A 23,521-nucleotide genomic window follows, 5' to 3' on the forward strand; every position below is an offset into this window, starting at 1 on the left:
CCACGGGGGCAATCTGGTGGGATCTGAGAGATTCGAACTCTCGACCTACGGATTAAGAGTCCGCTGCTCTACCAGCTGAGCTAAGATCCCTTAAAAAAAATTGGTGGGACCTGCGGGGGTCGAACCCACGACAAACGGATTAAAAGTCCGCTGCTCTACCAACTGAGCTAAGGTCCCGACAAGAAGTAACAATTTACTGTGTACTTCCTGCGAAGCTTTCAATTATAGCGTTTTTATTCTATCGGCTACGCGGTTTCAGAAATTTTATCGAGTATCCAGCCAGCGGCGCACATGCCAAAGCTTGCGGTCACAGACACTGCCGAACCATAGCCGTGGCAGTTCAGCGAGTTGTCCCCCTGCTCTATCTGGCAGGATGCGTCGGCGGGCTTGACCGCTTCACGGCTGAAGACGCAGGCCACTCCGATGCGTTTACCTTCCTTTGGTGCATTGTGCGCCTTACGCAGGCGGTAGCGCAGTTGCGCCAGTAACGGGTCGTGCGTGGTCTCGCTAAGGTCGGCTATGTCCACCTTGTGCGCATGGCGTTTGCCGCCGGCCGCGCCCACTGCCACAAACAACGATTTTGTTCTGCGTGCCCAATCGGCCATCGCAGTCTTGGCCTTGATCTGGTCACAGGCGTCGACCACGGCATGCACACCTGCGGGTAAAACGGCGGGCCAGTTGTCGGGCTCGACGAAGGCATCCACACACAGCACCTCGCACAGCGGATTGATCAGCGCAATACGTTCCTGCATCGCGGTGATCTTGGCCATGCCAACGGTGGTGCTGAGCGCGTGGACCTGGCGATTGATATTGGACTCGGCGACATGGTCCAAGTCGACCAGTGTCAGCCGCCCGACGCCGCTACGGGCCAGCGCTTCGGCAACCCACGAACCCACGCCGCCAATGCCGACCACGGCAACATGGGACTCGCGGATGGCTTGCGCGGGCGCCATGCCATACAGGCGCTCCATGCCGGAGAACCGACGAAGCACATCGGCATCTTCGCCGCCATCAACGCGCATGGTGTGGTCGCCTGGGCCGGTGAATTAGCGCAGACGCGCCAGTCGGTCTTTAGCGGCTTGCGCGGCTTCGGACGCCGGGTAGTTGGCAATCAGTTCGTCTAGTGTCTTGCGTGCGCCCTTGTTGTCTTTCAATTCCAACTGGCAGTTGGCAATGGCAAGAATAGCCTCTGGCACCCGCATGTGGTCGCCGCCCATGGCAACCAGTGCACGGAAGCTGGCCAGCGCGTCCTTGTAATTGTTGGTCGCGTACTGGGCATTGCCCAACCAGAACAGCGCAGACGGCCGGAAACCCGTCTTGGGATAGCGGTTCAGGAAATCGACAAACGCCACCTGGGCCGCGGCGAATTCACCCTTGCGGAAGATGGCCATCGCAGCGTCATAGCTTTGCTTCTCGGCAGGCTCCGCGACAAACTCGCGTCCATCCACTGTAATGCGCGAGGGTTCGAATTTGCGCAAACGCTCGTCGACATTTTGTACAGCGTCCTTTTGTTGGCGCTGCAATTCGGCCACATCACGGCCCATTTGCTCGCCCTGCCCGCGCATGCGCGCGAGTTCGCCGCGGGTTGCTTCCAGCTGGTTCTGCAGATCCAGCATTCCACGCTGAAGCTGGGCAGACTCTTCCGACGCACGCCGTGTTTCCTCGGCCAACTTTTGCTCGGTCGCCTGTACTTTTGCCCGCAAGTCCAATATGGCTTTGCGCGCCTCATCGTCATCAAAAAGGCCGGCAGAGGCGTGACCCATGCAAGCCACCATCAAAGCCACAGCCGCCGCCACGCGGCTCAGCTGCACGACGGAGGAAGCGGCGGCAGTTTTCATCGGTAAGAGATTTCAGCGCGGCGGTTCTTGGCAAAAGCGTCTTCGGTAGAACCCGAGACAGCAGGCTTTTCCTTGCCAAAGCTGACGGCTTCCAGTTGGCTCTCGGCCACACCCAGCAGGCTCAACGCGCGCTTCACCGCTTCTGCACGTTTCTGACCCAGGGCCAGGTTGTATTCACGGCCACCACGCTCGTCGGTATGACCTTCGATCGCGACCTTCTTGTTCTTGTCGGCCTTGACCAGCTTGGCATTGGTCTCGATCAGGGCCTGGAATTCCGGGCGGATCGTGTAGCTGTCGTAGTCGAAATAGACGACACGGTTGGCCACATCAGGGACCTTGTTCTGGTCCACGGCGACGGAGGTTACCCTGCTCTCGGCAACACCGCCGGTGCCGGGTCCGCCGGGCTGGGTAATTTTGCTGCCGGACTTGTCTTCAACCGGAGCATTGTCCAGCTTTGTCGAACTGCAGGCGCTCAAGAGAACGGCCAGGGAAGCCACCAATACCAAATGTTTCATCCAATACTCCTTTTGAAATTCCGTTGTGTGTATTACTTCTGCATCGGGCCCCAATCGGGCTCCCGAATGTCACCGTTTTGGCCCGCCAGACGGGCCTTTATCTTTCCATCCACGGTTGTTGTCATCAGCGCCTCGCGACCTTGTTGGTGGGTAGCGTAAATGATGAGACGGCCATTGGGTGAAAAACTGGGGTTTTCGTCGGCAGTAGTGTCGGTGATGGCATTGGCTGTACCGGTCGCGAGGTCCATGACATGCAGTTTGAACACGCCACTCACTCGCGAAATATATGCCAGCCATTTGCCGTCGGGACTCACCGAAGGAGAAATATTGTAAGTGCCAGTAAATGTCACGCGCTCGGCGTTACCGCCGCTGGAAGGCATGCGGTAGATCTGGGGTGCGCCACCGCGGTCGCTAACGAAGTAGATGAAACGGCCGTCGGACGTGAAGGTTGGCTCGGTGTCGATGGAGCTGTTCTGTGCCAGGCGGCGCGGTTCGCCACCGTTGGCGTCCATCAGATAGAGTTGTGAGCCGCCGTCACGGGTCAGCGTCGCGGCCAGCGTCTTGCCATCGGGCGACCAGGCCGGCGCACTGTTGGAGCCCTTGAAATTGGCCACCAGACGCCGTTTGCCAGAAGCCACGTCGTGCACAAAGATGACGGGCTTGCGGGATTCAAACGACACGTACGCCAGCTGCTGGCCATTGGGCGCCCAAGACGGCGAAATGATGGGCTCGGCGCTGTTGAGCGCGCTCTGTGCGCTTTCCCCATCGGCATCAGCCACCCACAGGTTGTAATTGCGGCCCGACTTCGTCACATAGGCGATGCGGGTGGAGAAAATGCCCTTGTCGCCGGTCAGCTTCTCATAGACAAAATCGGCCACGCGGTGGGCCACCAGGCGCAGGTCACCGGCAACCACCGCATAGCTCTGTCCACCCAGGTCCTGCCCGCGCACCACGTCCCACAGGCGCATGCGCACGTCAAACCGACCGTCGGCCAGGCGGGTGATGCTGCCGGTCACCAGTGAGTCGGCACCCTTCTGGCGCCAGGTAGACACTTCGGGGCGGGAGCCTTCGTCCATCGCGGCACCACTGCTGTCCACGGCGCGGAATTGGCCGCTGCGCTCCAGGTCGGCCTGCACGATGCTCGCGATTTTTTGAGGGGCTGCGTCGTCGCCACGGAAGGCAGCAATCGCAATGGGAACCTGGGTCAGACCCACGCCGGTGACCTCTACGCGGAACTGCGCAAAGGCAGAACCGCAGGCCAGACCGGCTATCAAAATTAACAGGTGACGCTTCAACATCTTTGCATTATCCCAGTGTTGTGATGAGCACATCATCGTTGATCCGTTGTTGTGAATAACCCAGCGTGGGCTGGGTCACCGTTGTCGCCGCACGGGCTTTCACAACCGCCGCATTGTGCGACTCCTGGTTGCGAGCCGCTTCCTTGTGCCATAAGTGAAAGACCTCCGTCGCACAAAAACCGTTCTTGCGTGCCACACCACTGTTGTGCAGGCGCAAGACGAAGTCCGCATCCTCATGCCCCCACCCAACGAAGGATTCATCAAATCCGTTTACACGCTCAAAGTCTGTGCGCCAACACCCCAAGTTGCAGCTGCGTATGCCCTTCCAGGAAAAGGCTTTTCGGTTGCGCAGGGGCATGTCCGGCAAGCGCAGCAGACCACTGAGTTTACTGGCCTGGCCGCCCAGCCTGCGGTGCAACCAATACCATGCGGATCGCCCGCTGACCTGCTCTGCGCCAGTGAGAACCAGGGCCGTGAATTCCGGCGACAGCAGCACGCGGCTGCCATTGAGGAAAAACCCAGGACGGGCAAGTTGGCGATGCCGGGCGATGAAGTCAACCTCGGGCACGCAGTCCCCGTCCAGAAACACGATGTAGTCTCCGCGGGATGCGGCCACGCCGAGGTTGCGGACACGTGACGCAGTAAATCCGACATCGGGGTGCCAGACGTGGGTCACGTGCAGGGCTTTGGCGACAGGTGACTGCGCTATCGCGGCCTGGTGCTCGGCCCGGGAGCCGTCATCTGCCACCAGCACCTCAAAATGGCGGTCCGTTTGCCGCGCCAAACCGGCCAGCACCGCGAGCAAGGCGTCGCTGCGGTTGTAGGTCGTGATGACCACGGAAACAAGGTGGGAGGCATTCATTTTGAACTAGACTACGCGGCTGGCAACCGCCTGCTGCGCGCCAAGTGGCCGAATACTACCACCCCCGATGAGCAAAATTTCCGTCTATATCATCGCCTTCAATGAAGCCGAAAAAGTTGCCGCCACGATAGAGAGCGTGCAATGGGCCGATGAGGTGGTGCTGGTGGACTCCTGGAGCACCGACGGCACGCCAGAGATCGCGACGCGCATGGGTGCCAAGGTCGTGCAGGTGGACTTCAAAGGCTTCGGCGCACTGCGCAACAGCGCCCTGGCCGCTTGCACCCACGAATGGATTTTCAGCCTGGACGCTGACGAGCGCTGCACGCCAGAGGCCCAGCAGGAGATACGCGCCATCACCAACAGCCCCGACGCGCTGGATGTGTACTGGATGCCCCGCCGCAACTACTTCATGGGCCGCTGGATCAAGCACTCCGGCTGGTACCCCAACTACCGCCAACCCCAACTGTTCCGCAACGGGGCCATGGAATATGACCTGAAGCCGGTGCACGAAGGCTATGTGCTGAAGACGGACAAGCCCATCGGCCATCTGAAGAACCCGATCTGGCAATTCCCGTTCAAGAACATGGCCGAGGTCATGCACAAGTCCAACCGCTACTCGACCTTGGGTGCGGAGAAGATCCAGCACAAGAAGATCAGCATGGGCATGGCGCTGAGCCATGGCATCTGGTCCTTCGTCAAACACTACATCTTCAAGCGCGGGTTTCTCGATGGCTGGGCCGGCTTTGTGATTGCACTGGGCAACTTCGAAGGCACCTTCTACCGCTACGCCAAGGCCCTGGAAATCCAGAAGGGCGCCGAGTGGCAGGCACCCAAGGCGCCGCCCCGCAATGCCTGAGGACCGCGCCCCCCCCACAGGCGTGTGGAACGCGCGGCTGGCCCTGGTCTGTCTGTCGGCCGTATCGGTGAGCCTGCCGATGGCCTGGATCAGCCTTGCCAAGGTGCTGGTATTGGTCGCTGGTCTGGGCTATCTGATTTTTGATACCGTGCGCGGACGGCGCGACACCGCGCTGGGCGCACTGTGGACACCGCGCATGCTGGTAGCCATCACCGTTGTGTTCGCAGCCAGCCTGCTGTGGACTGGTGCAGATATGCCATCAGCCCTCAATACGCTGGTCAAACACACCAAGCTGGTCGAGATTGCGCTGCTGGCCGTGCTGGTGCGCAGCATTGCGGAGGCGCGCATAGCCATTGCCGCCTATGTGCTGGGCCAGGGGTTTTTGCTGCTGAGTTCGTGGCTGTTGTTTGTCGGCGTGCCCGTTCCTTGGCAAGCGGGTTCCGCCATCAAATACGAGGTGTTTTCCACCTACCTGGACCAGTCCCTCATGTTTGCCACGTCGGCCGGCGTGTTCTGGTATCTGCGGGCCGAGCGTTTGTGGCCGCAGTGGGTGGGCATTGGCCTGGCTGTGCTGGCACTGGTCAATACGCTGCTGCTGCTGGAGGGCCGCAGCGGCTACCTGGTGGCGCTGACCACCATAGCGCTTGCCATCATGTGGACCATGCCGCGCAGGTTGCGCTTTGCAGCCCTGGTCATCACCCCTGCGGTACTGCTGCTGGGCCTGTCGCTGGGTTCGGCCAAGGTGCACGAGCGCGTGACCAAGATTTTTGCCGAGAGCCAGAATTTCGCCCAGACGCAGCAGGTTGCCGAAGGCGACTCTTCTGGCTGGCGCCTCAATGCCTGGCTGCGCTCGGTGCAGGCCCTGCAAGAGAAACCCCTGCAAGGCCACGGCGTCGGCAACTGGGCTCCGGTGGTCAAGCGCATCCAGGGTAGCAATGCCGATGCGATCTTTGGTGTGGGCAACCACAGCAACCCGCATGAGGAATACCTGCTGTGGGCGGTGGAACTGGGTGTGGGCGGAGCCTTGCTGCTGCTGGGCCTGTTCCTGTGCATCGCCCGGGATGCGCTGCGCTTTCCCCCGCCGGTGCAGCAGGCCTTGCTGGGCGTGGTGGCCGCTACTGCGGTGGCTTGCCTGTTCAACTCGGCGCTGTACGACGACCTGATGGGCGACTATTTCTGCGTCAGCCTGGGCTTGCTGTTGGCGCTGGGGCTGCGCAGCGGCTCACCCGCCTTCAATCAAGCCCCAACACACCAGTGACCGCATGACCAAGCCAACACCCGAATCCACTGCCGCTCCGTCGCAACCGCAACGCGGCCTGCTCCAGCGCATGCGTGCGCTGCAGCCCTACTTCGGCGCTTACCGTGGCACGTGGTTCATTGTCGTGTTGGCCACTATCGTCGCGGCCATCACCGAACCTTTTATTCCGAAACTGTTTGCAGATCTGCTGGACCAAGGATTCGTTAAACGCAGCCTGGACCCGTGGATCGTGCCGGTGGTGTTGATGGCGGTGTTTGGTGTGCGCGGCTTGGCCAGCTATGTGGCGCAACTAGGCTTGTCGCACGTCACCAACAACGGGCTGCTGCTGATGCGCCGCGAAATGTTTGCCAAGCTACTGGTCTCGGAGCTGGGATTGTTCAAAAAGCAAACATCCAGCGCTCTGTCCAACGCCATCGTGTATGAAACGCAAAACGGCGCCTTTATGCTGGTCAACTCTGTGCTGAGCTTGATGCGCAACGCGCTCACATTGGTCGCGTTCCTTGTTTCCCTGCTGCTGCAAAATTGGAAGCTGACGCTCATCGTCATCGCCGTGTTTCCGGCGCTGGCCTGGGTCATGCGTGTGCTGACCAAGCGGCTGCACAGTCTGACCAAGGCAAACCAGGACGCCACTGATGGCCTAGCTTATGTGGTCGAGGAAAACGTGCTAGCCCACCGTGATATCCGCCTTTACGGGGCGCAAGCCTCGCAGGCCGAACGGTTTGAGCACTTGGGTCTGTCCCTGCGCAGTCTGGCCATGAAGTCCACGGTGGCCGGTGCCGCGATGACGCCCCTCACCCAAATGTTGGCAGCCATGGCGCTTTCGGCCGTAGTGTCTGTGGCCCTGGTACAAAGCGCCGCCAGCGAAACATCGGTGGGCGACTTCGTCGGCTTTTTGATGGCCATGCTGATGACTATCGCACCGATTCGCCAATTGTCAGAGGTCTCCAGCCCAATCACCCGCGGCTTGGCGGCGCTGGAGCGCGGCCTGGAACTGATCCACGATGTGCCGTCCGAAAGCCAGGGCGGTTTCTCCGAGCCACGAGCCAAGGGCGAGATCGTGTTCGACAACGTGGTTGTGCAGTACGCAGCTGACGCCGCACCCGTCATCCAGAACCTGAGCCTGGACGTGCACAGTGGCGAGACCATTGCCCTGGTTGGCGCATCCGGCGCCGGCAAGTCCACGCTGGTCAACCTGTTGCCGCGTTTCGTCGATTTGCAGGGCGGCAGCATCCAGCTGGACGGCCAGGACCTGCGGGACTGGGATCTGAAAGCGCTGCGTGCGCAATTCGCCTTTGTCAGCCAGCACGTCATCATGCTCAATGACAGCATTGCGGCCAACGTGGCGCTGGGATTGCCGCTGGACCGTGACAAGGTCATGGCATGCATGCAAGCCGCCAACCTGGGTGCGCTGGTCAGCGACCTGCCCCAGGGCGTGGACACGGTCGTGGGCCACAACGCGATGCAGCTCTCCGGCGGCCAGCGGCAACGCCTGGCGATTGCCCGGGCGCTGTACAAGGATGCGCCCATACTGATCCTGGACGAGGCCACCTCCGCGCTGGACACCGAATCCGAACGCGCCGTGCAAGACGCCCTGCAAGCCCTGATGCGCAACCGCACGACGCTGGTCATCGCCCACCGCCTGTCCACCGTGATGCACGCCACCCGCATCGTCACGATGGACGCCGGGCGCATTGTGGAAACCGGCACCCACCAGGAGCTGATCCAGCGCAACGGCCACTACGCCCGCCTCTACCAACTGGGCCTGGGTGGCAGCCTGGACGCAGCCGAAGCCGGCTGAGCCCCGTAAGGCTTCTTAGCTCGGGCCATATGCCAAATCAGGCTGCAGCCCCCGTGCAGAGCGCGTAAGCCGCTACTAAAACAATAGCATTTATCGGACCATGGCGAGCCGCTGGTACACAGCTTCCTGCTGCACGGCGATCTCCGACCACAGATGGCGACGCGCAAATGCCAGTCCGTGTTCCCGCACATGCGCTGCCAGGGCCGTGTCCTCCAGAACGCGGCTCAACGCATGGGCCAGCGCCCGGGCATCGCGCGGGTCGGGCAGCAGCAGGGCCTCTTGTCCATCCCGCAGCTCAGCAGCGATACCGCAATAGACCGCACAGCTGACGACCACCGGCAGGCCATGGGACATGGCCTCCAGCACCACCATCGCAAAGCTGTCTTCCAGCGTCGGATGGGCCAGGCAATCCGCAGCCTGGTAGGCCACGTCCACGGCTGCCAAGGCGCCCAGAAAGAACACCCGCTGGGCCTGGCCGCTGGCCTGCAGTTCCGCCTGCACCAGGCTTTGCTGTGCGGCATTGCCCACCACCGCCACATAGACATCGGCTGGCAACTGCGGCAGGGCCTGCAGCAACGCCGGCAAACCCTTCTTGCGAAAATCATTGCCCACCAGCAGTATGCATCGCCCGGCTTGCGGTAGGCCTAGCTGGGCGCGGGCTAGCGCGCGCTGGGTAGCACTGGCCGGTCCGGGTACGGAGGCAACACCGGGAGATACGACCTGGCATGCGGTCACCGCATGGGGAAAGGACTCGGCCATCACCGGCAACTGGATGCGGGATGCCAGCGCAATGCAGCGCCCGTCCGCAACCCGATAGCGACCCCACTCCAGCGCCAGGTAGGCCAGCAGGCGCGGGCTGGACATGATTTTGAGCCAACGCAACGCCCGCCGCCAGCCGTGGCGTCCGTGCAGCAGGCTGTAGCGTACCGGTACCACATGCACGGTCTGCACGCTTCCATGCCAGGTGTTCTCGTGGGAATGCACCACATCAAAGCCGCTTTTGGTCTGCCACCAGGTGGCCAGTGCAAACCACAGCTGGTTGATCCAGCGGGGTTTGTCAAACGGCAATGGAATGCGATGGTAGGTGACGCCAGGCCACTGGTGGTCTATCTGTTGCGCAAAGACGTGGATGTCGTGGCGTGCTGCGAGCTGCTCCACCAGCGCAATCGAATAGCGCTCAGCCCCGCCCCCGGTCGGTCGAAAAATCCGGTTCAGGACTGCAATGCGGAGGCGTTTGGGCGTGGCATCCGCCGTCATTCCCGCCGCCGGTCTTCGTATTGCGACACCAGTTTCCACCACAGCAGCATCCGGTTGGTTCTGCGCAGTACGGGTACACGGGGCAACTCCAGCAGCGTATCGCCCGAGCGGCAGCGGCCACGCCGGGTGGTGGTGGCGCTGATGTAGCCGGCCTCCTGAACCATCGCCACATGCTCGGGCGTGAACTCCCCATAGGGGTAGCAAAAGTGATTGACTGCGGTGCCGGTGAAATACTCCAGATCTGCCTTGCACTGCGCAATTTCCGTGTGGCAGGCCGCGGCGTCCAAGGTCGGCAGCCGCACATGGTTGCGCGTATGGGCACCGACCTCTTGTCGACCCGCCACCCATTGCCGCAAGTGCGCAGCAGACATCAACTCGGACGGCGGCACGCCCATGGCCGTGTCCCAACTATTGGTCTGGCCCAGCATGCCACTGACGATATAGCAGGTGGATGAAAACCCGTACCACTGCAGTACGGGTAGCGCATGGGTCAGGTTGTTCAGGTAGCCATCGTCAAAGGTGATGCCAAAGACCTTGCCCTCGCGTTCACCATTCAGGTAGGGCTGCAGCGCCGTCATAGACAGGCCGTGGTAACCCAGGCCGTGCAGAAACGCCATCTGGCGCTCAAAGTCTGCAGGCGCAACGCTCAGGCTGCGAAAGCCCGCGCCCCGGGGCGAAGCCTCCGCGATCTGGTGGTAGGTCAGTATTGGGACCGGTGAGCGGCTTTTGATCTTGGAGTGCACGGTGGACAAGGCTGGGCGGGGATCGGAGGTTTACAGCAGCACGATATCGTACTGGTCCTGTGCCATCGCGGCCTCGCTTTGCAGCGATACGGGCTTGCCGATGAACTCGCTGAGGCCTGCCAGGTGCTGGCTTTCCTCGTCCAGAAACAGCTCGATGACCTTGGGTGAGGCGACGACGCGGAACTCACGCGGATTGAACTGCCGTGCCTCGCGCAGGATCTCGCGGAAGATGTCATAGGCAACGCTGCGCGGCGTCTTGACGATGCCCTTGCCCTCGCACATGGGACAGGGTTCGCACAGCATGTGGGCCAGCGACTCGCGGGTGCGTTTGCGCGTCATCTCCACCAGCCCCAGCTGCGAGAAGCCGCCCGCCATGGTCTTCACGCGGTCACGCGCCAGCTGCTTGCGGAACTCGGCCAGCACGGCCTCGCGGTGGTCTTCGCGCACCATGTCGATGAAGTCCACGATGATGATGCCGCCCAGGTTGCGCAGCCGCAATTGGCGCGCAATGGCTTGTGCTGCTTCCAGGTTGGTCTTGAAGATGGTGTCGTCAAAATTGCGCGCGCCAACAAAACCGCCGGTGTTGACGTCCACCGTGGTCAAGGCTTCGGTCTGGTCGACGATCAGATAGCCGCCGGACTTGAGGTCTACCCTGCGCCCCAGCGCCTTCGCAATCTCTTCGTCAATCGAAAACAGGTCAAAGATGGGGCGCTCGCCTTTGTAATGCTGCAGCTTATCCGCCGCCATCGGCATGAATTCGGCGCCAAAGGACTTCAGCGCGTCAAACTGCTCGCGCGAATCGACGCGGATGGTCTGCGTAGACTCGCCCACCATATCGCGCAGTACGCGCTGCAACAGGCTCAAATCCTGGTGCAGCAGCGACTGTGGTGGCAGGCGGGTCGATGCGTCCTTGATACGCGCCCAGGCCTTGCGCAGGTAGCCTATGTCGTCGGCCAGCTCAGCATCCGTTGCCTCTTCACCGTTGGTGCGCAGGATGAAACCGCCGCCCTGCGTGCCGGACAGCGCCTGCATGCGCCCGCGCAACTCGTCGCGCTGGTCCTTGGGAATCTTCTGGGACACGCCGATGTGGTCGTCCTGCGGCAAAAACACCAGCAGCCGACCAGCAATGCTGATCTGGGTGGACAGACGGGCACCCTTGGTGCCGATAGGCTCTTTGATGACCTGCACCATCAGCGCCTGACCTTCGAAAATCTGCTTTTCAATCGGAATGACGGGGGCCGCGCCCTTGGCGACGAAGGGTGCCTCGCCATCGGGCTGGCGGTGCCAGACATCGGCCACGTGCAAGAAGGCCGCGCGCTCCAGGCCAATGTCGATAAAGGCGGACTGCATGCCGGGCAACACGCGTGCGACCTTGCCCAGGTAGACATTGCCAACCAGACCGCGCTCCAGCGTGCGCTCCACATGCAGCTCCTGCAGCGCGCCGTTTTCCAAAATGGCAACACGGGCTTCCTGGGGGGACCAATTGATCAAGATGTCATTGTTTTGCATCGTCGCTAGTCCGGTTTGATTCAGAGTCTGAAACCCAAGGACCGCAACGCCTGCGCAGTCTCGTAGATTGGCAACCCCATGATGCCAGAGTAGGAGCCGCTCATGTGGGCAATGTGGGCAGCCGCCCTGCCCTGCACCGCATACGCACCGGCTTTGCCCATGGGCTCGCCGGACGCCACATAGGCGTCGATGTCGGCCTCGCTCAACTCTGCAAACGTAACCCAGGATTCGCTGCAGGCCGCTGCATATTGATCGCCAATGCCAATGGCGACGGCAGTCAGCACCCGGTGTGGCCGGTTGGACAGCGCGTGCAACATGCGTTTGGCATCGTCCGCATCCTCCGGCTTGCCAAAGATGGTCTGCCCCATGGCCACCGTGGTGTCGGCACACAGGATGGGTGCGGGCTGCAGATGGCGGCGCACCAGGCGCTGTTGGGCGGCCTGCAACTTCAAGGCTGTGACGCGTTGCACATAGGTCTTGGGCGCCTCGTTGCGCAGCACCACCTCCAGTGCTTCCGAATCCTCATCGGCGTCTGCCAACAACAGGGCGTGACGTACGCCAAGCTGCTCCAGCAACTGACTGCGCCGCGGGCTTTGGGACGCCAGGTAAATGAAGTCGAGAACGGATTGCATTTTAATGGTTATTCCCTGTGGTACGGATGGTTGGCGTTGACGGACCAGGCGCGGTAGAGCTGCTCGATCAACAGCACCCGCACCATCGCATGGGGCAGCGTCAAATCGGAGAGGCGGATGCGCTCGTGCGCCGCCTGGCGAAATGCCGGGTCCAGCCCGTCAGGGCCTCCGATGACCAGGGCCACATCGGTGCCACCCAGTTGCCATTCCTTGAGCTTGGCAGCCAAGGCCAAGGTGGTGACGGTCGTGCCCCGCTCGTCCAGCGCGACGATGCGCGCGCCCTTGGGAATGGCGGCTTCAATGCGGGCGCGTTCGGCGGCGTAAAGGGTTTCCAGTGTCTTGGAGCCACGCGGCTCGGTCTTGACGGCCTTGAGTTCAACCTTGAGCTCGTGGGGAAAGCGTTTGGCGTAATCGTCCCACGCCGTTTGCGCCCAGTCGGGCACCCGCTGTCCCACGGCGACGATAGCCAGCCGCATGGCGGGAATCAGGCTTTGCGGGGAGCGGTCTTCTTGGCGGCGACCTTCTTGGCCGCAGGCTTTGCTGCTGACTTAGCCGCTGGCTTGGCGGCAGGCTTGCCGACCACGGTGCGCTTGGCAGAAATCGGCACCTTTTTGGCAGCCGCTTTCTTGGCGGGGGCAACTGCGCCGGCTGCGTCAGATTTGGGGCCTGCCGTTTTACGGGCCGGTGCCTTGGCCTTGGCGGCCTTGTCGGCATCCTTCTTCAACTGCGCCTTGGAGGGGAAGGCCTCGGCCACACCCTTTTTGGCGGCATTGGAGCGCTTCAGCGTTGTAGGCTCAGCCTTCGGAGCAGCCTTGGCCGCTGGCTTGGCGCTTTCGGCCGTTGCAGGCTTGGCGGCACCCAGTTTCAGGCGTACCGGCTTTTCGCCCCACAACTCTTCGAGGTTGTAATACTGGCGGAAGGTGGGCTGCATGACGTGCACCACGGCCTGCCCGCAGTCCACGATGATCCATTCACCGTTTTCTTCACCCTCAATGCGCGGCTTGGGAAACCCAGCTTCGCGCACGGCATCGCGCACGCTGGCGGCCAGGGCCTTGGTTTGGCGGTTGGAGGTACCGGATGCCACGACAACCCGCTCGAACAATGCGGACAAATGCTCCGTGTCAAACACCTGGATGTCCTGGGCTTTGACGTCTTCAAGGCCATCGACGATGGCGCGTTGGAGCTTGGTAATGTCTTTTTTGGCAACGGTAGGTGTAGTCATCAGGCAATTCGGTAAAGGTGGTGTTGGGCAATATAACGCGCAACGGGATCAAAAACCAGTGGGACGGCAGGCTGGCCGTGGGCCAAACGCTGGCGGATTTCGGTGGCGCTGACCTCCATGGGAGGCATTTCCAGCTGTCGCAAGCCTGAAATCCGGGCAGGCAATGCATCAGATGTGCCTAGAGCCCTCGTGGAATCGGCGCGGTCAGCTACACATATTGTAGCTAGTTCAGATATCTCGCCAATTCGGTGCCACGAACCCAGCGCCTGGGCCTGGTCTTCGCCCAGCACCAGAAAGAACTGGGCCCCCGGATGTTCGGCGTGCAATTCCAGCAAGGTGTCGACGGTGTAGCTGGGGCCGGTGCGCTGCGTTTCGCGCGGGTCGACCAACACACAGTCCAGCTCGGCAAAGGCCAGATGGGCCATTTCCAGGCGGTGCACCGCAGGGGTTAGCGGGCGGCTCTTGTGCCAGGCCTCACCCGTGGGGATGACCAACAACACATCGAGCCGCAACTGTGCAATGGCCGCGCGGGCCAGGGCCACGTGGGCGATGTGGGGTGGATCAAAGGCACCGCCGAAGATGCCGATGCGCCGCGGCAAAGCTGCTGCCACGCTCAGACGACCCAGTCTCGCCGGGGCAAGAATTGCGTGTACAGCGCCGCCTCGGGCGTGCCGGCTTCGGGCACGGCCTGGTAGGCCCAACTGGCCAGGGGTGGCATCGACAACAGGATGGACTCGGTACGGCCACCGGATTGCAAGCCAAAGTGCGTACCCCGATCCCAAACCAGGTTGAATTCCACATACCGGCCACGGCGGTAGAGCTGGAAATTGCGTTCTCTCTCGCCGTAGGCAGTGTCCTTGCGTTTTTCAACGATGGGCATGTAGGCCTTCAGAAAGGCATCACCCACGGCTTGCATCAGCGCAAAGCCATTGTCAAAACCGCCCTCGGCAAAGTCATCATAAAAGATGCCGCCAATGCCGCGCTGCTCGTCGCGGTGTTTCAGGTAAAAGTATTCGTCGCACCACTTTTTGAAGTGAGGGTATTTGTCGGCGCCAAAGGGCAGCACGGCATCGCGGCACGTCGTATGGAAGTGGCGCGCGTCTTCGTCAAAACCATAGAAGGGCGTCAGGTCCATGCCGCCGCCAAACCAGCAAACCGCCTCCTGCCCGGGGTGGCCTGCCGAGATCATGCGCACATTCATGTGCACGGTGGGCACATAGGGGTTGCGCGGGTGGAAGACCAATGACACGCCCATGGCCTCAAACGGCGCACCGGCCAACTCGGGCCGGTGTTGCGTGGCAGATGGTGGCAGCTTGGGGCCACGCACATGCGAGAAACCGCAACCTGCCCGCTCAAACACGGCGCCGCCCTCCAGAATGCGGGTGATGCCATTTCCCTGCAGCGGTTCGCCCGGTGCCTTTTCCCAGGTGTCCGACACAAAGGCCTGCGTGCCGCCGTCCATGTCCGCAACGGCAACGGTGATGCGCTGTTGCAGGGCCTGCAGATAGGCGCGCACTTGCGCCACCCGCACGTCACTCATCGGCCGGCCTTGGCGTCCCCGCCGGGTTTGATGGCGCGGTGGCCGATGTCGTGGCGGTATTGCATGCCGTCAAATCGGATGCCTGGAATCGCCTCGTAGGCCACCTGGCGGGCCGCCTTGGCGTTCTCCGCCAGCGCGGTCACGCACAGCACGCGGCCACCGCTGGTCACCGTGGCGCCATCGCGCGCCTCGGTACCGGCGTGGAAGACCATGCAGGTTTCCTGCGCGGCGGGCAGCCCGTGGATGGCGTCGCCCTTGCGCGGTGTGCTGGGGTAGCCAAAAGCGGCAAGCACTACGCCCAGCGCCGTGCGGCGGTCCCACTCCAGCTCCATGTTTTCCAGACCACCGTGTTCGGTAGCGGCCAGCAGCACGTCGACGAAGTCAGTCTTGAGGCGCATCAGGATGGGCTGGGTCTCCGGGTCGCCCATGCGGCAATTGAACTCCAGCGTCTTGACATGACCCTGGGGGTCGATCATCAAACCGGCGTACAGAAAGCCGGTGTACGGAATACCGTCCTGCTCCATGCCCTTCAGTGTGGGCAGGATGATCTCGCGCATCGCGCGGGCGTGCACCTGGGGCGTAACCACCGGTGCCGGCGAATAGGCACCCATGCCACCCGTGTTGGGGCCCTGGTCGTCGTCCAGCAGGCGCTTGTGGTCCTGGCTGGTAGCCAATGCGACCACGTCCTTGCCATCGCACAGCACCATGAAGCTGGCTTCTTCACCTTCCAGAAACTCTTCGATGACCACACGCGGCACGGCATGACCACCCTCGCCCGCGTTGTGCACCACGCCCAACTTGTTGTCCAGCAGCATGAAGTCGATCGCGTCGTGGGCCTCAATCAGCGTCATCGCTACCACCACGCCCTTGCCAGCGGCCAGGCCATCGGCCTTGACGACGATGGGCGCACCCATGCGGTCCACGTAGGCGTGGGCTGCTTTGGGATCTGTAAACGCTTCGTAAGCTGCGGTCGGAATGTTGTGCCGCTGCATGAAGGCCTTGGAAAAAGCCTTGGAGCTTTCCAGCTGCGCGGCCGCCTTGGTCGGGCCAAAAATGCGCAGGCCGTGGGCGCGAAATTCATCCACGACGCCGGCTGCCAGCGGACCTTCGGGGCCTACCACGGTCAACCCAATCTTGTTCTCTTGTGCCCATTCACGCAGCGCCACCACATCGGTGATGGGCACGTTTTTCAGCCGGCTGTCCAGCGCGGTTCCGCCGTTGCCTGGCGCCACGTACACCATTTGGACCTTGTCGGACTCTGCCAACTTCCAGGCCATGGCGTGCTCGCGGCCGCCTCCCCCGATCACCAGAACATTCATGTAGGACTCCGACGCGCCAATTGGCGGTTGTTGCAAGTGTTGTTGTAGTTCGTCATATCGCAGCGTTGTGGTAAATCTCTTGCGTGTCGTCCAGGTCTTCCAGCACATCCAGCAGCTTTTGCATACGTGCGGCGTCGTCTCCACTCAATTCGATCGTGTTTTCGGCACGCATCGTGACGCCCGAAATCTCGGCCACCAGGCCCGCAGCTTCCAGCGCCTGCTTGACAGCCTCGTAGTCGGCATAGGCCGTCAAAACCTCGATCGCACCATCGTCCCCGGTGATGACGTCTTCGGCACCAGCCTCCAACGCCACTTCCATGATCTTGTCTTCGCTGGTGCCGGGGGCAAAAATCAGTTGCCCGCAATGTTTGAACTGGAACACCACCGACCCCTCAGTGCCCATATTGCCGCCGTGCTTGCTAAACGCATGGCGCACTTCGGCCACAGTGCGCACCTTGTTGTCCGTCATCGTGTCCACAATGATGGCGGCGCCACCGATGCCGTAGCCCTCATACCGAATTTCTTCGTAAACAATGCCTTCCAGCGTGCCAGTGGCCTTGGCAATACCGTATTTCACGTTCTCGGCCGGCATATTGGCGGCTTTGCCTTTTTCCACTGCCAGGCGCAGCCGTGGATTGCTGCCCAGATCGCCCCCGCCCATGCGCGCCGCGACCATGATTTCACGCATCACCCGGGTCCAGACGCGCTGACGCTTCTCATCCTGGCGACCCTTGCGGTGCTGAATATTGGCCCATTTGCTGTGTCCTGCCACGTGAATCCTTAGAAAAATCGTTACGCTACAGTTTGAATTGTACTTTTTGAGAATCCCATGGCCGCTCCAGACACCACCAGCATCCTGATTGCACAGCATGGCGACACGCAGTGCTGTCTGCTACCGAACAAAGCCAACCGCCACGGCCTGATCACCGGCGCCACCGGCACCGGCAAAACCATCACGCTGCAAACCATGGCGGAAGGCTTCTCACGCCTGGGCGTGCCGGTGTTCATGGCCGACATCAAGGGCGACCTGACTGGCATCTCACAGGCTGGTAGCCCCAGCCCCAAGCTAAGCCAGATCATCAAAGAGCGTGGCCTGCCAGACCCCGCCTACCAAGCCTTCCCCACCACGCTGTGGGACGTGTTTGGCGAACAGGGCCATCCGGTGCGCGCCACCGTCAGCGACCTGGGCCCCTTGCTGCTGGCCCGCATGCTGAACCTGAACGAAACCCAGGCCGGCGTGCTGCAGCTGGTGTTCAAGATCGCCGACGACGCCGGCCTGCTGCTTTTGGACATGAAAGACTTGCGCGCCATGTGCCAGGACGTGGGCGACAACGCCAGCCAGTACACCACCGAATACGGCAACATCAGCGCTGCCAGCATTGGCGCCATCCAGCGTGGGCTGATGCAGATCGAAGCCCAAGGCGGCGAAAAGTTCTTTGGCGAGCCCATGCTCAATATTGCCGACTTCATGCAGACGGACGCCAAGGGCCAGGGCATGGTCAACATCCTGGCTGCCGACAAGCTGATGAACGCGCCCCGCCTGTACGCCACCTTTTTGCTGTGGATGCTGAGCGAACTGTTCGAAACCCTGCCCGAGGTCGGCGACCTGGACAAGCCCAAGATGGTGTTCTTCTTCGACGAAGCCCATTTGCTGTTCAACGACGCCCCCAAGGTGCTGCTGGAACGCATCGAACTGGTGGTACGCCTGGTGCGGAGCAAGGGCGTTGGCGTGTATTTCGTCACCCAAAACCCGCTAGACATTCCCGACACCGTGCTGGCCCAGTTGGGCAACCGCGTGCAGCACGCGCTGCGCGCCTTCACGCCGCGCGACCAAAAGGCCGTCAAATCGGCGGCAGACACCATGCGCGCCAACCCAGGGCTAGACATTGGCACGGCCATCACCGAGCTGGCCGTGGGCGAGGCGTTGGTGAGCTTTTTGGACGACAAGGGCCGGCCAAGCGTGACCGAACGCGTGTTTGTGCTGCCGCCGTGCAGCCAGATCGGGCCCATCACCGCCGAGCAACGCAAGACTCTATTGGCCGAATCGCTGGTAGCTGGGGTTTATGAGAAGGCGGTGGACCGAGATTCGGCGTTTGAGGCGATCAAGGGGCGCACCCAGGCGCGCCAACCGGCTGGCACGGTTGCGCCCGCGCCAAACGGCGTACCCTCGCCCGCTCCAAACGCGTCGACGGGCACTCCTGTATCTGGCACACCCGCTGCGCCAGAAAAGAGCATTTTCGACAGCATCGGCGACATGCTGGGCGGCGGCACCCGCCGTACGCGCACCAGCGTCGGCGAGCAACTGGCCCGCAGCGCTGCCAGTTCCATCGGCCGCGAGGTGGGGCGCCAAATCATCCGTGGCGTGCTGGGTGGCATTTTTGGCGGGTCTAAACGCTAGTTGCCCGGAAAGGCTTCCAACAGCGATTGCATGCCGCGGTTTTTATGAAACGATTGACCCTAACCCTACGTGAGGGCCCACAGTACGCCGCATGAAAGAAACAATCACGCCCCTAACCGAGCCCACCAATAGTGGCGAACGTCTGCATGCGTTGGACAACCTTCGCGCCGTCATGATGTGGCTAGGCATCGTGCTGCACGTCGCGGTTATCTATGTGGTGGTTCCGCTGCCAATTCCCTGGCACGATATCCAAACCACTGGCCTCGCTGACTTTTTGTTACTGGTGATCCACAATTTCCGCATGCCCTTGTTTTTCATTCTTGCAGGCTTCTTCGTTGCCCTGCTGGTGCAGAACCGGGGAGCGACTGGCATGATCAAAAATCGGTTGCTGCGCCTTGGGCTGCCGTTTGTGCTGCTTTGGCCAGTGCTGTTTATCACCTGCGGGGTGCTGGCCCTGCTGTTTGTGCACCGCATGGTGCGCGGCACCTGGGGCGTTGACGTAAGCCTAATTCCCCCACGCGAAGACATGCCGAAGTGGAACACGATGCATCTGTGGTTTCTGTGGATGCTGTTATGGCTCAGCGTACTGGCTGCCGCGTTGACACCGTTGGCCAGAATGGCCTCGGAACCTGTACGAGCCGTTTTGTCACGGGCATTTGAGCGGCTAGCCGGCAGTGCCTGGGGTTTCGCAGTGTTGGCACTGCTGCCGGCCGTTGTCGGCAGCTACTATAAGAACGGCATCCTCGTGGTCAGTGGCGCCTTCATCCCCCCACTGGCCGAATGGCTACACCATGGGGTGTTCTTTGTGTTTGGGTTGGCTCTGTTTGTGCACCGTGCCCGGCTGCTGGCGTTGTATCAAAGGCGCTGCTCAGCCTACGCGGCGGCAGGGCTGGTGTTCTTTGCCCTTGTCTGCGTCCTGCTTGGACGGCAACGCGAGCACTTGGCAACCGTTCCCAATTTTCCGTTCTGGTTTTCCCTCGCGTACAACTGTTGCACATGGCTGTGGAGCTTTGCGCTGATCGGACTGTTTTTGCGTTGTTTTGGGCAGCGGCATGCCGGGATGGACTATTTGGCACAAAGCTCATACTGGGTATACCTGGTGCACTTTCCCGCCACTGTTGCGTTTGGGGCGCTGTTATATAAGGTGCCGCTTCCGGCGCTGGCAAAAATGGCTATCAATATTGCCGCTTGCACCGCGTTCACGCTTTTGACTTACCACCTGTTCGTGCGCTCGACACTCCTGGGCCAACTGCTGAATGGCCGGCGCTATCCCTTCACGTGGTGGCCCGGCCGTCGTGTCGCGGTGCCGGCCATCTGCTGATCCGCGATAGGCGGGTCTAACTGGGCTTGCGCAATTGCGTTAGAGTTTCGAAAGCCTAAACTCAATACATTTCAACTATCTCAGTTTGACAGCCATGATCCCTATCTCTCCCGAAGCCCGCGCTAAAGTTCACCTGATTGACCACCCCTTGGTGCAACACAAGCTGAGCCTAATGCGCAACAAAGAGGCCAGCACCAACAGCTTTCGCCGTCTGCTGAACGAACTGTCCAGCCTGATGGCTTATGAAGTGACACGTGACATGGCCACGCAAGACATCGAGATCGAAACCCCGCTCGAGAAGATGACGGCCAAGGTCATCGACGGCAAGAAGCTGGTATTTGTTTCGATACTGCGCGCCGGCAACGGCATTTTGGACGGGGTGTTGTCCGTGGTGCCCGGCGCGCGCGTCGGCCACATCGGCTTGTACCGCGACCCGGCCACGCTGCAACCGGTGGAGTACTACTTCAAGATGCCCAAGGCCATGGAAGAGCGCGACATCATCATCGTGGACCCCATGCTGGCCACCGGCAATTCGGCGGCGGCGTGCATCACCCGCCTGAAGGTCTGCAAACCCAAGTCCATCAAGTTTTTGTGCCTGCTGACCTGCCCCGAGGGCATCAACACGCTGTACAAAGAGCATCCCGACGTCGAGATCTACACCGCCGCCATCGACCGCGAGCTGAACGACCACGGCTACATCCTGCCGGGGCTGGGCGATGCGGGAGACCGGATTTTTGGCACCCAGTGAGCATTTAAGCCAAATCGGCCGCTAGCCCGCGTGGAACGCGCGTAAGCAGCTACTTTTTTGATAGCGGTTTTACGGAGCCTCGCCATGCTGGACCTTCTTATCCACAACGCCACCCTGCCCGACGGCCGCACCAATATGTCGGTGGCCGTGCAAAACGGCCGCATCACCGACGTGGCACCCGGCCTGCAGGCACCGGCAGTTGAGACTGTTGATGCCCAGGGCCTGCTGCTAAGCCCGCCTTTCGTGGACGCCCACTTCCACATGGACGCCACACTGAGTTACGGCCTGCCGCGCGTCAACGCCAGCGGCACGCTGCTGGAAGGCATTGCGCTGTGGGGCGAACTCAAACCCCATTTGACCCAGGATGCGCTGGTCGAGCGCGCCCTCGCCTACTGCGACTGGGCCGTGGCAAAGGGCCTGCTGGCCATTCGCAGCCACGTGGACATCTGCGACCCGCGCCTGCTGGCGGTGGAGGCGCTACTGGAAGTCAAACGCCGCGTCGCGCCGTATCTGGACCTGCAACTGGTCGCTTTCCCGCAAGACGGCGTGCTGCGCGACCCGCAAGCCATGGACAAGCTGCAGCGCGCGCTGGCCATGGGTGTGGACGTGGTTGGCGGCATCCCCCACTTTGAGCGGACCATGGCTGATGGCGCGCTCAGTGTGAAGCTGCTGTGCGAACTGGCCGCCGCCCAGGGCAAGCTGGTGGACATGCACTGCGACGAGTCCGACGACCCGCTGTCGCGCCACATCGAAACGCTGGCATTCGAAACCCAACGCCTGGGCCTGCACGGCCGCGTTACCGGCTCCCACTGCACGTCCATGCACAGCATGGACAACTACTACGTCAGCAAGCTGCTGCCGCTGATTGCCGAGGCCGGCGTCAGCATCATCAGCAACCCGCTGATCAACATCACGCTGCAGGGCCGCCACGACAGCTACCCCAAGCGCCGCGGCATGACCCGCGTGCCCGAGCTGCTGGCCCACGGCGTGACCGTCGCCTTCGGCCACGACTGCGTGATGGACCCCTGGTATTCGCTGGGCAGCGCCGACATGCTGGAAGTAGCCAGCATGGGCCTGCACGTGGCGCAGATGACCAGCCAGGCTGCCATGCGCCAGTGCTTTGAGGCCGTGACTACCAGCCCGGCGAAGATCCTGCATCTGGAAGGGTATGGGATTGAGAAGGGTTGCAATGCCGACTTTGTGCTGCTGCAGGCGCAGGACCCGATTGAGGCGATACGGCTACGATCGACACGACTGCAGGTGTTCCGGCGGGGGAAGCGGGTGGCACAGACGCCGGCTGCCACAGCAACGCTGGAACTGCCAGGGCGGCCACATATGACTTCACTGATGCATTCGAGTCAGTCGACAGACATCCATATTCCGGCTTCTAGCCGCACACTCGGGCAGCTACATGATCTAAGCGCAGGCTAGGATTCGCCGGTGGTTAAGCAACACACGAATGCTACTGGGCTCCATGCCCCGCTTCACCGCGAAGCCTGCTCGCAGGGTGTCTCGCCGCACGGGCTGCATCAGCAGGCCACCATCTTTGCGTCGCATGCTGGCCACGATGGGAGCGTGGGCTTTTGCGCCGCGCACGATGACCACGGCAGATTCACCATTCGCCAACTCCACGAACGTACCCGGCGGATACAGTCCAACAACCCGCAATAAGGTTGCGCCGATACTGTCTGGGTTGCCGCTGGCATCCAAACACGCATCTCGGGCGGCCATCGCAGGCGTAACCGATTGCCGAGAACCGCGTCGACTCAACTTGGCTGTGTAAATGTCTACCCGACGCAACAGCTCGGCGAGGCGGGACGCTGTGTCGGTTCCTTGTATCTCCTCTGCCGTTGCGACCATGTGGTGGGTCCGCACTACATGCAGCCACAATCTATCATCAACACCCGCCGCAACCAGCATATCCGCACTGGCCGCTGCGTGTGATGCCACCCTTGCCCTCTGGTCGTCCGACAACGAACCGCTTTGTTTGGCTAGGGAATCTTGCAACCCCGTGATGCTCAGGTTCATACTTAGCGCAGCCATGGCTAACGCCCGCCGTTCCTCAGAAGACCACTCCATCCACTCTGCGGCCAGTTCCGCTATCACCATACAGGTCATCCCATGCTGGGAGCTATAGTGATCAACATTGTTTCCATTGGCCTCGATCAACACATACAAAGCCAAATCGGGGTCGAGCGCCGCTAACTGGCGCATGTTCAACGTCAGCTCCGTCAGGCGCGTAATCCAGTCGGCATCGATAGTCTGCTCCCGCAACAAGCGATGCGCGCGCGCCATCATTTGATCCCAGGCATCCAAGGCCTGGGGCACGGGCAAAGGCTTTCCGGCCGGTTCTTGCTCAACGGCGGTAGCGGCCGCTGTCTGGATCTCCGGGTTTTCGTGCATATCG

23 protein-coding genes and 2 tRNA genes are annotated in these 23,521 nt (G+C 61.6%); 7 read left to right on the forward strand and 18 right to left on the reverse strand.

All coding sequences use genetic code 11. From position 1 onward, the window contains the following. Nucleotides 1-14: 14 nt before the first annotated feature. From AC097P_RS16975 to AC097P_RS17005, 7 genes are all read right to left on the reverse strand, one after another. Nucleotides 15-90, reverse strand: a tRNA-Lys gene (locus AC097P_RS16975). A gap of 11 nt (nucleotides 91-101) precedes the next feature. After that, nucleotides 102-177: transfer RNA gene (locus tag AC097P_RS16980), tRNA-Lys, on the reverse strand. Nucleotides 178-245: 68 nt separating this feature from the next. Then, nucleotides 246-1,022, reverse strand: coding sequence for a tRNA threonylcarbamoyladenosine dehydratase (locus AC097P_RS16985; RefSeq protein WP_479611602.1), 777 nt, complete (start codon nucleotides 1,020-1,022; stop codon nucleotides 246-248). Between the two features lie 24 nt (nucleotides 1,023-1,046). Beyond that, the gene (gene ybgF / locus AC097P_RS16990; protein WP_479611603.1) at nucleotides 1,047-1,838 is read right to left on the reverse strand and encodes a tol-pal system protein YbgF; all 792 of its coding nucleotides are present in this window, start codon (nucleotides 1,836-1,838) and stop codon (nucleotides 1,047-1,049) included. After that, a complete protein-coding gene (pal, locus tag AC097P_RS16995) occupies nucleotides 1,835-2,353 on the reverse strand; it encodes a peptidoglycan-associated lipoprotein Pal (RefSeq protein WP_479611604.1) in 519 nt (172 codons plus the stop codon). Before pal ends, ybgF begins: the two co-directional genes overlap by 4 nt. A gap of 32 nt (nucleotides 2,354-2,385) precedes the next feature. Beyond that, the gene (gene tolB, locus AC097P_RS17000; protein ID WP_479611605.1) at nucleotides 2,386-3,651 is read right to left on the reverse strand and encodes a Tol-Pal system beta propeller repeat protein TolB; all 1,266 of its coding nucleotides are present in this window, start codon (nucleotides 3,649-3,651) and stop codon (nucleotides 2,386-2,388) included. A gap of 7 nt (nucleotides 3,652-3,658) precedes the next feature. Next, the gene (locus tag AC097P_RS17005) at nucleotides 3,659-4,513 is read right to left on the reverse strand and encodes a glycosyltransferase family 2 protein (protein ID WP_479611606.1); all 855 of its coding nucleotides are present in this window, start codon (nucleotides 4,511-4,513) and stop codon (nucleotides 3,659-3,661) included. Between the two features lie 67 nt (nucleotides 4,514-4,580). On the opposite strand from AC097P_RS17005, the gene AC097P_RS17010 reads away from it, so the two are divergent. The 3 genes from AC097P_RS17010 to msbA are packed head-to-tail and all read left to right on the forward strand — an operon-like array spanning nucleotide 4,581 to nucleotide 8,425. Beyond that, nucleotides 4,581-5,369 carry a glycosyltransferase family 2 protein gene (locus tag AC097P_RS17010; protein ID WP_479611607.1) on the forward strand — a complete coding sequence of 263 codons (789 nt, stop codon included), beginning with the start codon at nucleotides 4,581-4,583 and terminating at the stop codon, nucleotides 5,367-5,369. After that, on the forward strand, nucleotides 5,362-6,627 hold the full coding sequence (locus AC097P_RS17015) for an O-antigen ligase family protein (protein WP_479611608.1): 1,266 nt from the start codon (nucleotides 5,362-5,364) through the stop codon (nucleotides 6,625-6,627). The genes AC097P_RS17010 and AC097P_RS17015 overlap by 8 nt, the downstream gene beginning before the upstream one ends. A 4-nt stretch (nucleotides 6,628-6,631) precedes the next feature. Further along, nucleotides 6,632-8,425 carry a lipid A export permease/ATP-binding protein MsbA gene (msbA, locus tag AC097P_RS17020; RefSeq protein WP_479611609.1) on the forward strand — a complete coding sequence of 598 codons (1,794 nt, stop codon included), beginning with the start codon at nucleotides 6,632-6,634 and terminating at the stop codon, nucleotides 8,423-8,425. Between the two features lie 90 nt (nucleotides 8,426-8,515). Here the strand turns inward: msbA and AC097P_RS17025 are convergent, their stop codons facing one another. The 10 genes from AC097P_RS17025 to AC097P_RS17070 are packed head-to-tail and all read right to left on the reverse strand — an operon-like array spanning nucleotide 8,516 to nucleotide 17,419. Further along, nucleotides 8,516-9,682 carry a glycosyltransferase family 4 protein gene (locus AC097P_RS17025; RefSeq protein ID WP_479611610.1) on the reverse strand — a complete coding sequence of 389 codons (1,167 nt, stop codon included), beginning with the start codon at nucleotides 9,680-9,682 and terminating at the stop codon, nucleotides 8,516-8,518. After that, on the reverse strand, nucleotides 9,679-10,434 hold the full coding sequence (locus AC097P_RS17030; RefSeq protein ID WP_479611611.1) for a polysaccharide deacetylase family protein: 756 nt from the start codon (nucleotides 10,432-10,434) through the stop codon (nucleotides 9,679-9,681). Before AC097P_RS17030 ends, AC097P_RS17025 begins: the two co-directional genes overlap by 4 nt. Before the next feature lie 21 nt (nucleotides 10,435-10,455). Beyond that, on the reverse strand, nucleotides 10,456-11,934 hold the full coding sequence (rng, locus tag AC097P_RS17035; RefSeq protein ID WP_479611612.1) for a ribonuclease G: 1,479 nt from the start codon (nucleotides 11,932-11,934) through the stop codon (nucleotides 10,456-10,458). A 20-nt stretch (nucleotides 11,935-11,954) separates the two neighbouring features. Next, nucleotides 11,955-12,566 carry a Maf family protein gene (locus AC097P_RS17040; RefSeq protein ID WP_479611613.1) on the reverse strand — a complete coding sequence of 204 codons (612 nt, stop codon included), beginning with the start codon at nucleotides 12,564-12,566 and terminating at the stop codon, nucleotides 11,955-11,957. 8 nt (nucleotides 12,567-12,574) lie between these two features. Continuing rightward, nucleotides 12,575-13,042: a 23S rRNA (pseudouridine(1915)-N(3))-methyltransferase RlmH gene (gene rlmH / locus AC097P_RS17045; protein WP_479611614.1), complete on the reverse strand. Its 468-nt coding sequence runs from the start codon at nucleotides 13,040-13,042 to the stop codon at nucleotides 12,575-12,577. Between the two features lie 8 nt (nucleotides 13,043-13,050). After that, on the reverse strand, nucleotides 13,051-13,788 hold the full coding sequence (rsfS, locus tag AC097P_RS17050; RefSeq protein WP_479611615.1) for a ribosome silencing factor: 738 nt from the start codon (nucleotides 13,786-13,788) through the stop codon (nucleotides 13,051-13,053). Next, nucleotides 13,788-14,399: a nicotinate (nicotinamide) nucleotide adenylyltransferase gene (gene nadD, locus AC097P_RS17055; RefSeq protein ID WP_479611616.1), complete on the reverse strand. Its 612-nt coding sequence runs from the start codon at nucleotides 14,397-14,399 to the stop codon at nucleotides 13,788-13,790. The genes rsfS and nadD overlap by 1 nt, the downstream gene beginning before the upstream one ends. Before the next feature lie 2 nt (nucleotides 14,400-14,401). Beyond that, nucleotides 14,402-15,328, reverse strand: coding sequence for an oxygen-dependent coproporphyrinogen oxidase (gene hemF / locus AC097P_RS17060; protein WP_479611617.1), 927 nt, complete (start codon nucleotides 15,326-15,328; stop codon nucleotides 14,402-14,404). After that, nucleotides 15,325-16,647 carry a phosphoribosylamine--glycine ligase gene (gene purD, locus AC097P_RS17065; RefSeq protein ID WP_479611618.1) on the reverse strand — a complete coding sequence of 441 codons (1,323 nt, stop codon included), beginning with the start codon at nucleotides 16,645-16,647 and terminating at the stop codon, nucleotides 15,325-15,327. Before purD ends, hemF begins: the two co-directional genes overlap by 4 nt. Before the next feature lie 52 nt (nucleotides 16,648-16,699). Beyond that, the gene (locus AC097P_RS17070; protein WP_479611619.1) at nucleotides 16,700-17,419 is read right to left on the reverse strand and encodes a YebC/PmpR family DNA-binding transcriptional regulator; all 720 of its coding nucleotides are present in this window, start codon (nucleotides 17,417-17,419) and stop codon (nucleotides 16,700-16,702) included. Nucleotides 17,420-17,476: 57 nt separating this feature from the next. Between AC097P_RS17070 and AC097P_RS17075 the strand changes: the two genes are divergently transcribed. From AC097P_RS17075 to AC097P_RS17090, 4 genes are all read left to right on the forward strand, one after another. Then, a complete protein-coding gene (locus AC097P_RS17075; protein ID WP_479611620.1) occupies nucleotides 17,477-19,045 on the forward strand; it encodes a helicase HerA-like domain-containing protein in 1,569 nt (522 codons plus the stop codon). Nucleotides 19,046-19,136: 91 nt separating this feature from the next. Next, nucleotides 19,137-20,366, forward strand: coding sequence for an acyltransferase family protein (locus AC097P_RS17080; RefSeq protein WP_479611621.1), 1,230 nt, complete (start codon nucleotides 19,137-19,139; stop codon nucleotides 20,364-20,366). A gap of 94 nt (nucleotides 20,367-20,460) precedes the next feature. Beyond that, entirely contained in the window at nucleotides 20,461-21,114 is a 654-nt protein-coding gene (gene upp / locus AC097P_RS17085; protein WP_479611622.1) for a uracil phosphoribosyltransferase, read from the forward strand. 84 nt (nucleotides 21,115-21,198) lie between these two features. Beyond that, nucleotides 21,199-22,545 (forward strand): amidohydrolase family protein, encoded by a 1,347-nt coding sequence (locus tag AC097P_RS17090; RefSeq protein WP_479611623.1) that lies wholly within the window; start codon nucleotides 21,199-21,201, stop codon nucleotides 22,543-22,545. Here the strand turns inward: AC097P_RS17090 and AC097P_RS17095 are convergent. Beyond that, on the reverse strand, nucleotides 22,531-23,517 hold the full coding sequence (locus AC097P_RS17095; protein ID WP_479611624.1) for an HD-GYP domain-containing protein: 987 nt from the start codon (nucleotides 23,515-23,517) through the stop codon (nucleotides 22,531-22,533). The genes AC097P_RS17090 and AC097P_RS17095 overlap by 15 nt on opposite strands. Nucleotides 23,518-23,521 lie beyond the last annotated feature (4 nt).

Source organism: Rhodoferax sp. ZS1R8 (genome assembly GCF_056521325.1).

Bases quoted from the DNA above. Each gene is read 5' to 3' on its own strand.
- purD (WP_479611618.1), bottom strand. From the start codon at position 16,647: ATGAATGTTCTGGTGATCGGGGGAGGCGGCCGCGAGCACGCCATGGCC.
- AC097P_RS17015 (WP_479611608.1), top strand. From the start codon at position 5,362: ATGCCTGAGGACCGCGCCCCCCCCACAGGCGTGTGGAACGCGCGGCTG.
- pal (WP_479611604.1), bottom strand. From the start codon at position 2,353: ATGAAACATTTGGTATTGGTGGCTTCCCTGGCCGTTCTCTTGAGCGCC.
- ybgF (WP_479611603.1), bottom strand. From the start codon at position 1,838: ATGAAAACTGCCGCCGCTTCCTCCGTCGTGCAGCTGAGCCGCGTGGCG.
- upp (WP_479611622.1), top strand. From the start codon at position 20,461: ATGATCCCTATCTCTCCCGAAGCCCGCGCTAAAGTTCACCTGATTGAC.
- AC097P_RS17095 (WP_479611624.1), bottom strand. From the start codon at position 23,517: ATGCACGAAAACCCGGAGATCCAGACAGCGGCCGCTACCGCCGTTGAG.
- AC097P_RS17040 (WP_479611613.1), bottom strand. From the start codon at position 12,566: ATGCAATCCGTTCTCGACTTCATTTACCTGGCGTCCCAAAGCCCGCGG.
- hemF (WP_479611617.1), bottom strand. From the start codon at position 15,328: ATGAGTGACGTGCGGGTGGCGCAAGTGCGCGCCTATCTGCAGGCCCTG.
- AC097P_RS17080 (WP_479611621.1), top strand. From the start codon at position 19,137: ATGAAAGAAACAATCACGCCCCTAACCGAGCCCACCAATAGTGGCGAA.
- AC097P_RS17090 (WP_479611623.1), top strand. From the start codon at position 21,199: ATGCTGGACCTTCTTATCCACAACGCCACCCTGCCCGACGGCCGCACC.
- msbA (WP_479611609.1), top strand. From the start codon at position 6,632: ATGACCAAGCCAACACCCGAATCCACTGCCGCTCCGTCGCAACCGCAA.
- AC097P_RS16985 (WP_479611602.1), bottom strand. From the start codon at position 1,022: ATGCGCGTTGATGGCGGCGAAGATGCCGATGTGCTTCGTCGGTTCTCC.
- tolB (WP_479611605.1), bottom strand. From the start codon at position 3,651: ATGTTGAAGCGTCACCTGTTAATTTTGATAGCCGGTCTGGCCTGCGGT.
- AC097P_RS17005 (WP_479611606.1), bottom strand. From the start codon at position 4,513: ATGAATGCCTCCCACCTTGTTTCCGTGGTCATCACGACCTACAACCGC.
- AC097P_RS17025 (WP_479611610.1), bottom strand. From the start codon at position 9,682: ATGACGGCGGATGCCACGCCCAAACGCCTCCGCATTGCAGTCCTGAAC.
- AC097P_RS17075 (WP_479611620.1), top strand. From the start codon at position 17,477: ATGGCCGCTCCAGACACCACCAGCATCCTGATTGCACAGCATGGCGAC.
- rlmH (WP_479611614.1), bottom strand. From the start codon at position 13,042: ATGCGGCTGGCTATCGTCGCCGTGGGACAGCGGGTGCCCGACTGGGCG.
- rsfS (WP_479611615.1), bottom strand. From the start codon at position 13,788: ATGACTACACCTACCGTTGCCAAAAAAGACATTACCAAGCTCCAACGC.
- AC097P_RS17010 (WP_479611607.1), top strand. From the start codon at position 4,581: ATGAGCAAAATTTCCGTCTATATCATCGCCTTCAATGAAGCCGAAAAA.
- rng (WP_479611612.1), bottom strand. From the start codon at position 11,934: ATGCAAAACAATGACATCTTGATCAATTGGTCCCCCCAGGAAGCCCGT.